The sequence below is a fragment of the uncultured Maribacter sp. genome (genome assembly GCF_963977385.1).
Lineage (GTDB): Bacteria > Bacteroidota > Bacteroidia > Flavobacteriales > Flavobacteriaceae > Maribacter.
The window spans coordinates 378,178-392,678 of the sequence record NZ_CAXBOU010000002.1; the positions used below are offsets into that span (position 1 = coordinate 378,178).

Annotated in this window: 12 protein-coding genes and 1 pseudogene; 7 read left to right on the forward strand and 6 right to left on the reverse strand. The window is 34.0% G+C overall.

Annotated features, from left to right (window positions below; genetic code table 11):
* Positions 1-3 precede the first annotated feature (3 nt).
* Entirely contained in the window at positions 4-1,536 is a 1,533-nt protein-coding gene (gene zwf, locus AAC084_RS05100; protein ID WP_339837787.1) for a glucose-6-phosphate dehydrogenase, read from the reverse strand.
* A 183-nt stretch (positions 1,537-1,719) separates the two neighbouring features.
* Between zwf and gndA the strand changes: the two genes are divergently transcribed.
* The 5 genes and pseudogenes from gndA (at position 1,720) to AAC084_RS05125 (ending at position 5,182) form a co-directional block, all read left to right on the forward strand.
* The gene (gene gndA, locus AAC084_RS05105; protein WP_339837790.1) at positions 1,720-3,120 is read left to right on the forward strand and encodes an NADP-dependent phosphogluconate dehydrogenase; all 1,401 of its coding nucleotides are present in this window, start codon (positions 1,720-1,722) and stop codon (positions 3,118-3,120) included.
* 82 nt (positions 3,121-3,202) lie between these two features.
* Positions 3,203-3,598: pseudogene (locus AAC084_RS05110) on the forward strand (DUF3124 domain-containing protein).
* A 44-nt stretch (positions 3,599-3,642) separates the two neighbouring features.
* Positions 3,643-3,978: a n-acetylglutamate synthase gene (locus AAC084_RS05115; protein WP_339837793.1), complete on the forward strand. Its 336-nt coding sequence runs from the start codon at positions 3,643-3,645 to the stop codon at positions 3,976-3,978.
* A 16-nt stretch (positions 3,979-3,994) separates the two neighbouring features.
* The gene (locus AAC084_RS05120) at positions 3,995-4,801 is read left to right on the forward strand and encodes an SDR family NAD(P)-dependent oxidoreductase (protein ID WP_339837796.1); all 807 of its coding nucleotides are present in this window, start codon (positions 3,995-3,997) and stop codon (positions 4,799-4,801) included.
* Positions 4,802-4,831: 30 nt separating this feature from the next.
* Positions 4,832-5,182: a GIY-YIG nuclease family protein gene (locus AAC084_RS05125; RefSeq protein WP_339837799.1), complete on the forward strand. Its 351-nt coding sequence runs from the start codon at positions 4,832-4,834 to the stop codon at positions 5,180-5,182.
* Between the two features lie 41 nt (positions 5,183-5,223).
* Here AAC084_RS05125 and AAC084_RS05130 read toward each other — a convergent pair whose 3' ends face one another.
* Entirely contained in the window at positions 5,224-6,450 is a 1,227-nt protein-coding gene (locus tag AAC084_RS05130; protein ID WP_339837802.1) for a Pycsar system effector family protein, read from the reverse strand.
* A gap of 84 nt (positions 6,451-6,534) precedes the next feature.
* Positions 6,535-7,815, reverse strand: coding sequence for a hypothetical protein (locus tag AAC084_RS05135; protein WP_339837806.1), 1,281 nt, complete (start codon positions 7,813-7,815; stop codon positions 6,535-6,537).
* Between the two features lie 166 nt (positions 7,816-7,981).
* On the opposite strand from AAC084_RS05135, the gene AAC084_RS05140 reads away from it, so the two are divergent.
* The gene (locus AAC084_RS05140) at positions 7,982-9,610 is read left to right on the forward strand and encodes a long-chain fatty acid--CoA ligase (RefSeq protein ID WP_339837809.1); all 1,629 of its coding nucleotides are present in this window, start codon (positions 7,982-7,984) and stop codon (positions 9,608-9,610) included.
* Between the two features lie 46 nt (positions 9,611-9,656).
* Here the strand turns inward: AAC084_RS05140 and carB are convergent, their stop codons facing one another.
* Positions 9,657-12,509 (reverse strand): carbamoyl-phosphate synthase large subunit, encoded by a 2,853-nt coding sequence (gene carB, locus AAC084_RS05145; protein ID WP_339837812.1) that lies wholly within the window; start codon positions 12,507-12,509, stop codon positions 9,657-9,659.
* A 90-nt stretch (positions 12,510-12,599) separates the two neighbouring features.
* Entirely contained in the window at positions 12,600-12,767 is a 168-nt protein-coding gene (rpmH, locus tag AAC084_RS05150) for a 50S ribosomal protein L34 (protein WP_068484552.1), read from the reverse strand.
* 253 nt (positions 12,768-13,020) lie between these two features.
* Here rpmH and AAC084_RS05155 point away from each other — a divergent pair, with 253 nt between their 5' ends.
* Positions 13,021-13,536 (forward strand): DUF2892 domain-containing protein, encoded by a 516-nt coding sequence (locus AAC084_RS05155; RefSeq protein WP_339837818.1) that lies wholly within the window; start codon positions 13,021-13,023, stop codon positions 13,534-13,536.
* Positions 13,537-13,538: 2 nt separating this feature from the next.
* Here AAC084_RS05155 and AAC084_RS05160 read toward each other — a convergent pair whose 3' ends face one another.
* Complete coding sequence (locus tag AAC084_RS05160) at positions 13,539-14,495, reverse strand: lytic transglycosylase domain-containing protein (protein WP_339837821.1); 957 nt, start codon at positions 14,493-14,495, stop codon at positions 13,539-13,541.
* Positions 14,496-14,501 lie beyond the last annotated feature (6 nt).

A 14,501-nucleotide genomic window follows, 5' to 3' on the forward strand; every position in this document is an offset into this window, starting at 1 on the left:
TGTTTAGCAAATTACACAGAACCCTGGATCATCTGATAAATTCTCACTAGGATTACGCCATTCACTAAGTCCTTCAATTAAATCGTTTGCATTTTCAGGACCCCATACACCAGCTGCATACCCATACATTTTAACATCTTTACCATTTTGCCAGTAATCTAAAATCGGATCAACAAATGCCCATGCTGCCTCAACCTCATCTGCTCTAGCATATAATGTGGCATCACCTTGCATTGCATCGAGCAAAAGGCGTTCGTAAGCTTCCATTACGCGTGTTTCGCTTAAACTTGAATAGTAGAAATCCATATTAGCACGCTCTACTTCAAAACCTTGTCCTGGAACTTTAACTCCGAATTTTATTAATATACCTTCATCTGGCTGAATACGAATAACCAATTTATTATCCTTGTTACTCATGCTAGATTCTTTAAAGATCTGATGATGTGGCGTTTTAAAATGAATCACCACTTCCGTTACTTTGGTAGGCATTCGTTTAGCTGTTCTTACGTAAAAAGGTACATCTGCCCAACGCCAGTTATCCACAAAAAACTTAATGGCAGCAAACGTTTCTGTTGTTGAGTTTTTATCGACTCCGTCTTCTTCTCTATATCCTTTTACTTCTTGACCATCAATTTTAGATGCCACATATTGTGCTCTAATTGTGTTATCAAAAAGGGTTTTCTCATCGGTCATGATTTTAAGAGACTTCAAGGCCTTTAGCTTTTCATTACGTATCTCCTCTGCATCAGCACTTAATGGCGGTTCCATAACAATCAAAGCAACTATTTGTAATAAATGACTTTGAAACATGTCTCTCAATGCCCCTGATTTATCGTAGTATCCTCCTCTTTTTTCAACACCAACACTTTCTGCATTGGTAATTTCTACGTGGTGAATATAATTTCTATTCCAAAGTGGTTCGAAAATGCTATTCGCAAAACGAGTAACCAATAAATTCTGAACTGTTTCTTTACCTAGATAATGATCTATTCTGAAAATCTGACCTTCCTTAAAATACGTATGAAGTCCGTCATTTAATTCTTTCGCAGATTCTAGACTATAACCAAATGGTTTTTCAACAATTATTCTTCTCCATCCTTCCGTTTCATCATTTAACCCTTGATCCGATAAGTTTTTAGCTATTGGCTCATACAAGCTAGGTGGTGTAGATAGGTAAAATATATGATTACCTTCTGTACCATATTTTTGGTCAAGATCAGATATACGTTTTTCTAATCGTTCATAAGAAGTGTCGTAATCGGACCCTAAATCTTCATAGAATAATTTATTCGCAAATTTTTGAATGTATTCTTCATTATTATCCTTTCGGTCCTCTTCAAAATAAGGGCTTTCCAAAACGACTTTATTACGGAATTTTAAGTCGCCTAAATCACTTCTGCTCACCCCAAGTACAACAAAATTTTCAGGTAGATGGTTACCTTTATATAGGTTGAATATGGCAGGTATTAATTTTCTTGCGGTTAAATCTCCAGATGCCCCAAAAATAATGAGCATTTGATTGTCTGTGTTCTTCATAAACCCTTTCTATTCTTTATTCTCCAAATATCTTAAAAAGAAAGCCATTATAACACTTCTTTGCGATGGAATTTAGAAATAAAGTCAATATTTTAAATTATTTTTGATATGCATTAAGTCGTCAAAATTAAACAAAAAAAGATGGTGCGGCATTTTGTATTCTAATTTTAAAACATTGAATTTATGTATGATTTTGGTTTGGTAGGCCTTGGAGTAATGGGACGTAATTTTATCCTTAATGTAGCAGATAATGGATTTTCTGCTTACGGATATGATTTGGATGAGGAAAAAGTAAATTCTTTGAAGACTGAAGGTGGTGATTTGGAGAAAGTTGATGCTTCAACAAATATTAAAACATTTGTCAAAAATTTAAAACAACCACGCAAAATAATGTTATTAGTTCCGGCTGGTAAGATTGTTGATTCAGTGATTGACTCTTTACTTCCACATATTGACAAAGGAGATATTATTATTGATGGTGGTAATTCTTTCTTTACAGATACCGATCGTAGAGAAAATGAACTACAAAATAGGGCTATAAACTTTTTTGGTGCCGGCGTTTCTGGTGGTGCAAAAGGTGCTCGAAGGGGACCTAGTATTATGCCTGGTGGCTCAAAGTCTGCTTACGAACATATTAAACCAATATTCGAAGCTGTAGCTGCTAAATATGAAGGTGAACCATGTGTTGCTTATCTAGGTCCAAAATCAGCTGGTAACTATGTAAAAATGGTTCATAATGGTATTGAATATGGATTAATGCAATTAACCTCTGAGATTTATGATGTTCTCAAAAAAGGAGGTGATTATAACAATGATGAACTTCACGCCACTTTTTCAAAATGGAATTCAGGTAGGTTACAATCTTTCTTAGTTGAAATTACTTCTGAAATTTTTGAACAAGAAGATGATTTAGTCAAAGGTCGTTTGGTGGATCAGATATTAGATAAGGCAAAACAAAAAGGTACCGGTAAATGGACTAGTCAAAATGCAATGGATTTAGGTATACCAGTACCATCGATTGATGTTGCTGTGAGTATGCGTGAGCTTTCTGCATTGAAGGATGAAAGAATAAAAGCAGATGCACTTTATGACAGACCAGTAGTTGCACACATGGATAAGAATAAATTAGAGGAGCTTTCTGAAAAAGCCTTGTATTTCTCATTCATTATCACGTATGCACAAGGTTTACATCAATTGGCAGATGCTTCAAAAGAATATGGTTACAACTTAGATATTTCAGTAATTGCCAAAATATGGCGTGCTGGTTGTATTATACGTGCTGGCTTATTGGCCGATATTACTGAAGCTTTTAAAGCCGAACCAACATTGCCAAATCTTTTACTTTCGCCAAACTTTGTTAGTAAAATAAAGGATTCGGTAGGTGCCGCCAGAGAATTAGTTGCTTTTGGAGCACAAAACGGAATTCCACTTCCGGGATTATCAAATTCACTTACTTACTTTGACGCCTATACTTCTAGTAAATTACCTTTAAATTTAATTCAAGCGCAACGTGATTACTTTGGTTCTCATACATATGAGCGTTTAGACCGTGAAGGTATTTTCCATACAGAATGGGATGCATAATAATAGAATTTGAAAAAATTAACAATTATTTTAAGTAGTATTTGTCTTTCACTTGTTTTTCTAACATAGAAGGGCAAATACTATCTTAAATGATACACTTTTAAGACATGTTTATGTACCTATCTATTCCGATATATACAATCAGACTAGAGATACTAGAACATTGCTTACAGCAACCTTAAGCATTCAAAATACCAGTATCAAAGACAGTCTTTTTGTAAATAAGATTGATTATTACAATACCCAGGGAGATTTGGTGAGAAGTTATATTCATTCCCCTATTTACTTAAAACCAATGGAGTCTATTGATTATGTAATTTAGCAACAAGACACCTCTGGTGGTAGCGGTGCTAATTTTATAATAGATTGGTATTCTAAGAAACAAGTGAATCCCTTATTTCAGGCTGTAATGGTTGGTGGTTTGGGAGCACAAGCATTTTCTTTCACAACAGAAGGTATTGAGGTTGATCAAGAATAATTGATTTACCATAATTTACCTATCGACATAATCTTTTAGTACTAATGGATTACAATAACAAAAGTTTCAAACCAATACTAACTTCTGAAAATGGTGAAACAACTGAAGAAACCATTTTTCATTATAAACAAACAGAGGCTATTTTAGAAGCTGAATATCATGGCGGCTCAATTATTAAGGGACATTTAATTGGTGTAATAGACGAAAAAGGGAATATTGATATGCGCTATCATCAAATCAATACCAATGGAGAGCTCATGACCGGTGTTTGCCAATCTACACCTGAGATACTGCCTAATGGCAAAATAAGGCTACATGAAACATGGAAATGGACCTCTGGAGATGGTTCTATAGGAAAATCTACTTTGGAGGAAATTTAATATATCGATTTAAAATATGAAAACGTTCAAAAATAAAATAACGCTTATCACAGGTGGGGCTTCAGGTATTGGTGAAATTATGACGCGAATTTTGTTAGAACGTGGCGCGACTGTTATCATTTGGGATATTAATGAGGGAAATCTAGAAAGAGTTAAATCGAAATATTCTACTTTAGGAGAACTCACAGTAATGAAGGTAGACGTTTCTGAGATTTCTGAAATAAATAAAGCTGCATCACAAGTTATCACAACTTTTGGCGGTATCGATTTATTAATCAATAATGCTGGAATTATAGTTGGTGCCTATTTTCATGAACATTCAAAAGCTGATATCCAAAACACCCTGAACATCAATGCTAATGCACCAATACTTATAACACATGCATTTATTGACAATATGCTTACCAAGAATACAGGACATATATGCAATATCGCATCTTCTGGCGGATTATTATCCAACCCTAAAATGTCGGTTTATGTCGCTAGTAAATGGTCATTGATTGGTTTTTCGGATAGTTTACGCTTAGAAATGGAAAAATTAGGAAAGAATATTAAAGTAACTACAATAATGCCCTATTATATAAATACCGGCATGTTCGAAGGTGTTAAGTCAAAAATACCCATACTAGACCCAGAAGCAACTACATTAACTATTATAAACGCAATTTTAAAAAATAAAAAAATGGTGTCCATTCCCGGATACATTTATAGCGTGACACGTTTTGCGCAAGCTATTTTACCTATTTCAGTTTTTGATTGGTTTACAGGAAATGTTTTAGGTGTCTATAAAACTATGGAGAATTTTAAAGGCAGAAAAAGTTGAATTTAGAAAACCAAAGTAAATAAGTAGTTTATGCCGAATTATAAATACAGCATTTATGTAGTTGAATTATCTAAAAAGGTGTATTCAGAAAACAGAAAGTTTAGAGAAGCCAACCCTCAATTTAATGGTGTATTAGAATGCTTATATGTGGGGATGACTAGTAAAGATCCTAAGGAACGTTTTCAGCAACACAAGAAGGGAACTTTAAGTAAAAAAGGTCATAACCTATCCTCTAAAATCGTAAACAAATATGGCCTTTACCTTAGAGGAAGTTTATTCAATCATATTAAACCTATTTCCACAAGAGCCGAAGCCTTAAAAATGGAAGAGCAATTGGCCATAGAACTAAGAAGAAAAAGGTATGCCGTCTGGTTCAATTAATAGGAATCACATCTATGATATCCTATAAATTTAAATAGCTATTATTTTATTAACGTTGGAGTCACAGCATCAAGAAGTTCATCTTCCATTCCGTAATATTTAAGAGCAAAGCCAAACGATATTACAGATAAAATAATACCTACTAGGAAAATAGTATAGGTCCATCTCAACAATTTATATTTCTGTTTCAACACTTTACCCAAGTAGTATAAATCCATACTTAAAGAGTCATAAATCGATTCCTTACTCTTAATGATATCCTTTAGCTTGGCTTTAAAATCATTCAGTTCCATCGAATGAAAATTACCAAAAAATAAGAAATTAGTATCCTTGTTTTTTATATCATCTTCCACCACATCAGAATTATCTACTTTAGGGCGAGTAGCCAATACAGACATAATCATAGAGGCAATACTAAAGAGAACAAAAATTACCGTAGGGTATATTAAATATGAATTAGATGGAGAGTCCAATTTAGGCAATAAATTAGCTAATAAAAGTGAAATTATTATAGCATTAACCGATAACAAAATATTTGCTTTTGTATCGGCAATATCGCTCAATTTAATATGATTTCTAAGCTCTATTCGATATAAGGATTGGATTGCTCTCTGCGGACTCTCATCTTTTAATTTAGCTTTTAAAGCTTCCTTTTTTTCAGTCTTAACTGCCTTTTGCATGGTAGAAATTAGAGATAGTAGGTTACTCTCTTTCTGTTCTTGCCAGTTTTCCTTTGCATAATTCGTATAAAACATATGTTGTACACGTAGCTTCTCAACATAATTTAACCGCCAAGTTTCTAAATTGGGAACCGGTTTGTCAAAATTCACCAACTCAAGTCGTAACAACTGTAACATTTCTTTAAAATCATCTGATGCATAAAACCATGTTCTCACATCCTTTAATATCGCTTCTTCTTCGCTATTAGGCTCTTTGTCTTCCCAAGCTTTTTTTATAAGATCAGTAACGGCTTTTATATCCTGATTAACTACTTCTTTTTCTTCACTTAAAAAATCAGTAGCCAATTGAATACTCTCTTTAATGTGATTATCATAATTTACCACGTAACCAGCATTCAGAAACCAAGCAGCTACAACTACTATATTTGTGTCTATATCTAAAGATTTATTTTCTTCAAGAATTAAATTAGTCTTTGCCACCAGCTTATTCGTGTAACCTTGACTGTGAAAAAGAAAATTGTTATTTAGCTGATTCGCTAAAAGTCGTTTAATGTATTTTTCGGTTCTATTTACAATAGTTGCATTCATATTTCTGAGATTGCTGGGGTTATTTAGTTATCAATTCAATCGATACTATTCTAAGATAGAATAGAAATCAAGTTTAATTTATATCTAATTGTTAGCGCAATTAAAACAGGCCATTTGTGCTTTAGTCATTTTAATATCTTCTGACCCTGTAAGTGATTCTGTCAGCACATCACTTTTAGACAAATGTTTTTTAAATTCAAGGGCATACTCCAATAAATTTCCTCTTCTAATTTTTATTTTTTCAATAAGTTCGTTACCATCTAAATCAAATACCTCTTTTGGCCAAACATCAAATGATGATTCTATAGCTTCATCAGTAAGTAAGTTTTGAAGTTGAATTGCCTCTTCCTTAAAAATTGTTTCAGGAATATCTCTCATAAAATAAATATCAAATGATGAAATTAACCCAGGTAAAAAATCTATTTCATTTTCAAAAGATTGCACTTTAGGTAAGAAAGTTTGATTGGAAATTAAAGTTGGAAGAACACCTCCTAAATTGAAAAAGGCATTGTCACGATCACAAGGCAAAGGTATAGCCATGATAGAATCACTACGATTCTCAATAGCCCAGCCCCATTGCTTAGAATGACGGTCCCAATCCCCTATTAGCAAATCAAACAATCGTGCTCTAACAAGAGACCTAGCATCAATAGATACTTTATTAGGGTTTTTAATTTTTAGTTCTTGCAAGTCTTCAGTATCGATTAGTGAATCAATATTTTGACGCTTTAACCATTTGGCATTGCCTTCAGTTTCATGTTCTAAATAGAATAATCTATTTCCGAATTTCTCATTATAATTCTCAAGTTTTAGCTGTTTGGGAAGAAAAACCAACTTTGGGTTTGTACTAAAAACCTGAGCTTTAATAGATAGTTGAGCAACTACCAAGGCGGCATATGGGTGTTGAGCAGAAATACCATCGACCACTATATTTTCTATGCCCATAGTTTCTGCAAGCTTTGGTATTAAAGGAGACGGGTCTTTAGAAACACTTCTAAGAGTCAATAAAGTACCATCTTTTGTCTCTAACTTTAATGAATGGGTTTGATGTCCGCCACCCTCTTCAACTATACGTACATTGCCCATTAATGTATCTATGAATAAGATTGGAACCTTAACCGGTGTTGACCAAACTTCCCTGTATTGCTCACCTTGCATTATACTTTTTATTGCATTCGCCTCATATAATGTACTTGCAGCAACCCTTACCGAATCGAAGGCCTTAAAATCTGTTGTTTCGATATCAGAAATTCCTAGAATTTCACAAGTTTTAAAGGTTTTGGTAGTACTAGAAAGTGACCAATAGGTTAAGCCTATAAAGACTAATACCAAAATTGCTAAGATTAAAACTATTTTTTTCAACATTCCCCTAATTGAATTACATCCACACAAGAGTAACTATTAAAAAAATTAAACTTTTCTCTAATAAAATTAAATTTTAGCTTAAAAACTGATGATATCGACAGATTTTCCTGTAATAAAATGACTAAATTTAAAAGTCAAGTTTTGAGTTAACCCAAAAATACCTGCAATGAACGGATTGATAATGGATTACCCACTTACTACCAATACCATTTTAAATTATGCTAAAAGCGCATTTCCCGATAAGAAGGTAATCTCCTATATGCCCAATGGTGAACGACATGAATACACTTACGACGAACTTGAAAAACGTTCTTGCCAATTAGCCAATGCACTCAAAAACAAATTAGGAATTACCAAAGGTGATATGGTAGGTACCTTTGCGTGGAATCATTATCAACATGTTGAACTATACTATGGCATACCAGGTATCGGAGCCATATGCCATACAATAAATGTTCGATTGTCTTCTCAACAGACCGAATTCATTATCAACCACTCAGAAGATAAAGTCATTTTTGTTGATGCAACTTTGGTGCCTTTATTAGAAAAAATTGCTTCAAAATTAGAAACAGTTGAAAAATATATCATCATAAACGCTCCAGAAAACTTTAGCACTACGCTTTTAAATACAATTCATTATGAAAATTTAATTGAAAATCAATTAGACACTATAGATTGGCCCACTCTTAATGAAAATGATGCCTGTGGTATGTGTTATACAAGCGGTACTACCGGACTGCCAAAAGGCGTACTATATTCCCATAGGTCAACTTACCTTCATGCTATGACTATTCTAACACCTAACGCAGGTAATTATAGCAATGACGATGTCATTCTATTAATAGTTCCTCAATTTCATGTGATGGCATGGGGTTTTCCATACATGTGTCTTTTAACAGGTTCAGATATGGTAATGCCTTCATTACATCTACAACCTAAGGCGATAATAAAAATGTTGGAAAGCGAAAAGATAACTAAGGCTAACGGTGTTCCTTCCATTTGGATGGGTGTTTACGAGGAAATGAAACAGAATCCTCCCACTAAAAAATTAGCACTAAAAGAGTACTTAGTTGGCGGTTCTGCATTATCAGCTAGTTTGATTCAGAATTTCGAAAATGATTTTGGCATCAAGGGAGTACAAGCATGGGGAATGACAGAAACCTCTCCTCTCGGTACTTGTAGTCGTTTACAAAAGAAACACTTGGATTTAGACCAAAAAGCGCAATTGAAAATTCGTGCAAAACAAGGTATAGAGTTCCCGGGCATTGAAATGCGTGTTGTTGCAGAAGATGGTGTGGTTTGTCCGCGTGATGGTAAAACAATGGGAGAGTTACAGGTAAAAGGTGCTTGGGTCATAAAGTCTTATTTTAAAACCAATAACAGAGATAATTTTACAGATGATGGTTGGTTTAGAACAGGGGATGTAAGCACTATTGATGCCGATGGATATATGGAAATAACAGACCGAACTAAAGATTTAATTAAAAGTGGTGGCGAGTGGATTTCTAGTGTTGCATTAGAATCAGCGTTAATGGCGCACCCTAAAATAAAAGAAGCTGCTGTAATAGCTATTCCAGATAAGAAATGGTCTGAGCGACCGTTGGCTACTATTGTTTTATCAGATAAATCTAAACCAATTTCTAAGGACGAAATAAAAACATTTTTATCATTAGATTTTGCTAACTATCAAATTCCTGATAATTACGTGACCATAGATGAAGTGCCAAAAACCAGTGTTGGAAAATTTGATAAGAAAGAAATTAGAAGATTATATGCAGAAGGAAAACTTAAGTAATTATAAAGTTTTCCTTCTAAATATAATTAAGGTCTAATAGTTAGACCTATTTGCTCAAGTACATTTTACGTCTTGCGTATAGATTGTAAAATTCATCATCCTTTAAGCTATCTATGAAGAGAATACTTTCTCCTGTACTCTTCATTTCTGGACCTAAGTTTTTATTCACATTAGGAAACTTATTAAAGGAGAAGACTGGTTGCTTGATAGCAAAGCCTTCAAGTTGAGGATTAAATTTGAAATCTTTCACTTTCTTCTCTCCCAACATAACTTTAGTAGCATAATTTACATAAGGCTCTTTGTATGCTTTTGCAATAAAAGGTACCGTACGTGATGCTCTAGGGTTTGCTTCAATAATGTAAACGACTTCATCTTTTATCGCAAATTGAATATTGATAAGACCTACAGTATTTAATGCCAAGGCTATTTTCTTCGTATGATCTTTAATTTGCTGCATTACCAATTCCCCTAAGTTAAATGGTGGCAAGGTGGCATTTGAGTCTCCAGAGTGAATACCACATGGCTCAATATGTTCCATTATACCTATAATATAGACATCTTCACCATCACAAATAGCATCAGCTTCAGCTTCTATTGCTCCATCAAGATAGTGATCTAATAAGAGCTTGTTATTCGGGATTTTACGAAGTAAATCAACAACATGCTCTTCAAGTTCTTCCTTATTGATTACAATTTTCATTCCTTGCCCACCTAACACGTAAGAAGGTCTCACCAATAAAGGGAAGTCTAACTCATCTGAAAGTACCAATGCTTCCTCTGCGGTTTCAGCAACTCCAAATTGAGGAAATGGAATGTCATTTTCTTGTAAAAGCTTTGAGAAACTGCCCCTATCTTCTGCTAAATCTAAAGACTCGAAACTTGTTCCAATTATTTTTATTCCATACTTAGATAACTTTTCAGCTAACTTAAGAGCCGTTTGACCACCAAGCTGAACAATTACACCTTCTGGTTTTTCATGACGAATAATATCATAAATATGTTCCCAAAATACAGGTTCAAAATATAGTTTATCTGCTATATCAAAATCTGTTGATACTGTTTCTGGATTACAGTTGATCATAATTGTTTCATAACCGCACTCTGCAGCAGCCAAAACACCATGTACACAACAATAATCAAACTCAATTCCTTGTCCAATTCGGTTTGGACCTGATCCTAATACTACAATCTTTTTCTTATCTGAAACGATACTATCGTTTTCTACATATCGCGTACCATCTGGTTTTTCGATTTCTGCCTCAAATGTTGAATAATAATAAGGTGTCATCGCTTTAAACTCAGCGGCACAAGTGTCAACCAACTTATATACCCTATTAATATTGAGTTCAGTACGTTTATTATATACTTCACTCTCATAACAATCTAGCATATGAGCTATTTGTCTGTCAGCAAATCCTTTCTGTTTTGCTTCTAAAAGCAACTCTTTTGAAAGGGTGGCTATAGTATATTTAGAGATTTCTTTTTCTAAGAAATGTAATTCTTCATATTGTTTAAGAAACCACATATCAATTTTCGTGATTTCATGTATTCTACTCAATGGAATACCCATTTGAATAGCATCATAGATCACAAAAACTCGATCCCAACTAGGTATCGTTAGTTTACTAATAATTTGCTCATAGTTTTTATAGCCTTTACCATCCGCACCCAAGCCATTACGCTTAATTTCTAATGATTGTGTCGCTTTATGTAATGCTTCTTGAAATGAACGTCCAATACCCATAACCTCACCTACAGATTTCATCTGTAACCCTAATGTGCGATCAGAACCCTCAAATTTATCGAAGTTCCAACGTGGTATCTTTACAATGACGTAATCTAAAGTTGGCTCGAATAATGCCGAGGTAGATTTTGTAATCTGATTATCTAGCTCATCTAAAGAATAACCAATAGCCAATTTAGTAGCAATTTTTGCAATAGGATAACCCGTTGCTTTAGATGCTAATGCTGATGACCTTGAAACACGAGGGTTAATTTCAATCGCTATGATATCTTCTTTCTCATCAGGACTAACTGCAAATTGAACATTACATCCACCTTCAAAATCACCGATACTACGCATCATTTTAATGGCCATATCTCGCATCTTCTGAAAAGTTCTATCAGATAAGGTCATTGCAGGAGCTACAGTAATAGAATCACCTGTATGAATACCCATCGGATCCATATTCTCAATGGTGCAAATAATTACAACATTATCATTTTTATCCCGTAGCAACTCTAATTCATATTCTTTCCAGCCCATTAAGGCCTTATCGATCATTACTTCATGTATTGGGGAAATTTCCAATCCGTAGCTTAAAAGTTCATCAAAATCCTCTGGTTTATAAACAATAGATGCACCTGCTCCACCAAGCGTATATGATGCTCTAATTACCAACGGAAACCCAAACTCTTGCGCTATCTCTTTTCCCTTTAAGAATGATGTTGCAGTAGCTTGTGGTGCCATACCGATGCCAATCTTCAACATTAATTCTCTAAACTGTTCTCTATCCTCAGTAATATTAATGGCATCAATATCAACACCGATTAATTCAACACCAAAATCTTCCCAAATGCCCTTTTTATCAGCCTCGATACAAAGATTTAATGCTGTTTGACCACCCATGGTTGGTAGAACAGCATCTATTTGAGGATGAGCTTTTAAAATTTCAATAATTGATTTTGTGGTCAATGGTTTTAAATAAACATGATCCGCCATAGTTGGATCTGTCATTATAGTCGCGGGGTTACTATTTATTAGTATTGTTTCAATACCATCTTCACGTAGTGATCGCAACGACTGACTTCCTGCATAATCAAATTCACATGCTTGACCGATTACGATAGGACCTGATCCTATTAATAAAATTGAGTTTAAATCTTTTCTTTTTGGCATTTTAGATATAAATATTTTGGGAATTGGACAAAAAAAAGGTGCTACTTTCAGAAAAGTAACACCTAAATATTTTAAAAAACTATGTAATCATTATTTTTTATGTCTTGGTTCAGAGGAAACAGTCAATTTCTTTCTTCCTTTTGCTCTTCTTCTTGCAAGAACCTTTCTACCGTTTACGGAAGCCATACGCTCACGAAAACCATGTTTGTTCTTTCTCTTTCTTTTTGACGGCTGATATGTTCTTTTTTGTCCGGGCATCTCTTAAACCTTTTCTATTTATTTGATATTATACAGAATCCTCTGTGAAACTGGGCGCAAATATACAAAGAGTTTTTTCTTTGACAAGTGTTATGAAAAAAAATATTTTTATAAATCCGTACGTCTGAAAACCTAGCTTTTGATTAATTTTGCCCGTATTGAAATTTAGCGCTGAAATAGCTTTATTTTAATAGGGTTTCGCATAAACGTGAAAATTTATTTATACCACCAAACACTTAAAATAATACATTGTATGTTCAATAAAAATTTAAAATTAGTTGTTGCAGGACTAATAATTGCTTATTCAATTTACCAATTTATAGAAGGTAATATAGGTAATGGCATCTTTCTTTTATTATTATCTTCAATATTTATCTTCCTATATTTTAGAAATGAAATTATTCTTTTGGCATTTTTAAGAATGAGAAAGCAAGATTTAAGCGGAACTAAAAATTGGTTAGACAAAATAAAAAACCCGGCAGCTGCATTAACAGTTAAACAACAGGGTTATTACAATTATCTACATGGTATCATTTTTTCACAAACAAACTTAACCCAAGCAGAAAAATATTTCAAAAAAGCATTGAAATTAGGACTGACAATGGATTATGATGTTGCTATGGCGAAATTGAGCCTTGCTGGTATAGCCATGCAAAAGCGACGTAAAAGGGAAGCAACTACGCTACTTAACGAAGCTAAAAAGCTAGATAAAAATAACATGTTGACAGATCAAATAAAGATGATGCAGCAACAAATGAAAAAGATTTAAATCTACCTACCTACTTTGTAATACCCCTTGTTAGGAATTTCTACAGTATATTTTTTACCTGAACCATTGTTTAAATGTGGTTCTCGTAACCATGGATTGTGCCTTTTTAATATCTTATAGTTGATTTCATACTCCTGAGCGAAATCTGCAAAATCGCTAACCGGTTTATCAACTTCAACTGTAAAAGTTGGTACGGCCTCATACATATCTTCTTTTTCTATATGAAAACCATACTTTTCTGGGTTAGCTAATATCTCTTTAATAGCCATTATTCTAAAAACGTACCTACCTGTTTCATCACCTAACAACAAATCCCAATAATTATCTACCTGCTGAATACCCATGTATTTATTAATTGCTCCTGGCCCTGCATTGTATGCAGCAGCAGTTAATGCCCAACTACCATACCTACTTTTCCATTTATTCAAATACTCACAAGCCACCTCTGTCGATTTTTCTAAATGATAACGCTCATCCACATTTGAATTCACTTCAAGCCCATACTCTCTACCTGTTTCTCTCATAATTTGCCAAAAACCAGTAGCACCTGCAGGTGAAACTACATTTGTCAATCCACTTTCTGCAACTGCCAAGTATTTAAAATCATCCGGAATTCCATTTTTTGCCAAAATTGGTTCAATAATAGGGAAAAATTTATTCGCTCGTTTCATCAGCAATAAGGCATTGGATTGCCAATAAGTATTCACCAAAAACTCACGATCAACACGCTCCATTATTTCAGGATCCTTTTGAGGCACAACTTCACCAGCAAAATTCAAATTTTCAGGTATATCTATTGAAGATATTTTATAGGATGTAGCTACATTTTTCTGGACACTATCAATAACGATGGCATTATTTTTTATAGTAACAGCATCAGTACCCTGAACCGCAAATATTAATGTTCCCGCAACAAACACCACTCCCAATAACATCAAAATATTCTTAATGATTTTCATGACTTA

What these genes read in the sequence shown, in the direction of transcription:
- AAC084_RS05125 (WP_339837799.1), top strand. Translation starts at nt 4,832, where the DNA reads ATGCCGAATTATAAATACAGCATTTATGTAGTTGAATTATCTAAAAAG.
- zwf (WP_339837787.1), bottom strand. Translation starts at nt 1,536, where the DNA reads ATGAAGAACACAGACAATCAAATGCTCATTATTTTTGGGGCATCTGGA.
- AAC084_RS05155 (WP_339837818.1), top strand. Translation starts at nt 13,021, where the DNA reads ATGTTCAATAAAAATTTAAAATTAGTTGTTGCAGGACTAATAATTGCT.
- AAC084_RS05160 (WP_339837821.1), bottom strand. Translation starts at nt 14,495, where the DNA reads ATGAAAATCATTAAGAATATTTTGATGTTATTGGGAGTGGTGTTTGTT.
- AAC084_RS05140 (WP_339837809.1), top strand. Translation starts at nt 7,982, where the DNA reads ATGAACGGATTGATAATGGATTACCCACTTACTACCAATACCATTTTA.
- carB (WP_339837812.1), bottom strand. Translation starts at nt 12,509, where the DNA reads ATGCCAAAAAGAAAAGATTTAAACTCAATTTTATTAATAGGATCAGGT.
- AAC084_RS05115 (WP_339837793.1), top strand. Translation starts at nt 3,643, where the DNA reads ATGGATTACAATAACAAAAGTTTCAAACCAATACTAACTTCTGAAAAT.
- AAC084_RS05120 (WP_339837796.1), top strand. Translation starts at nt 3,995, where the DNA reads ATGAAAACGTTCAAAAATAAAATAACGCTTATCACAGGTGGGGCTTCA.
- gndA (WP_339837790.1), top strand. Translation starts at nt 1,720, where the DNA reads ATGTATGATTTTGGTTTGGTAGGCCTTGGAGTAATGGGACGTAATTTT.
- AAC084_RS05135 (WP_339837806.1), bottom strand. Translation starts at nt 7,815, where the DNA reads ATGTTGAAAAAAATAGTTTTAATCTTAGCAATTTTGGTATTAGTCTTT.
- rpmH (WP_068484552.1), bottom strand. Translation starts at nt 12,767, where the DNA reads ATGCCCGGACAAAAAAGAACATATCAGCCGTCAAAAAGAAAGAGAAAG.
- AAC084_RS05130 (WP_339837802.1), bottom strand. Translation starts at nt 6,450, where the DNA reads ATGAATGCAACTATTGTAAATAGAACCGAAAAATACATTAAACGACTT.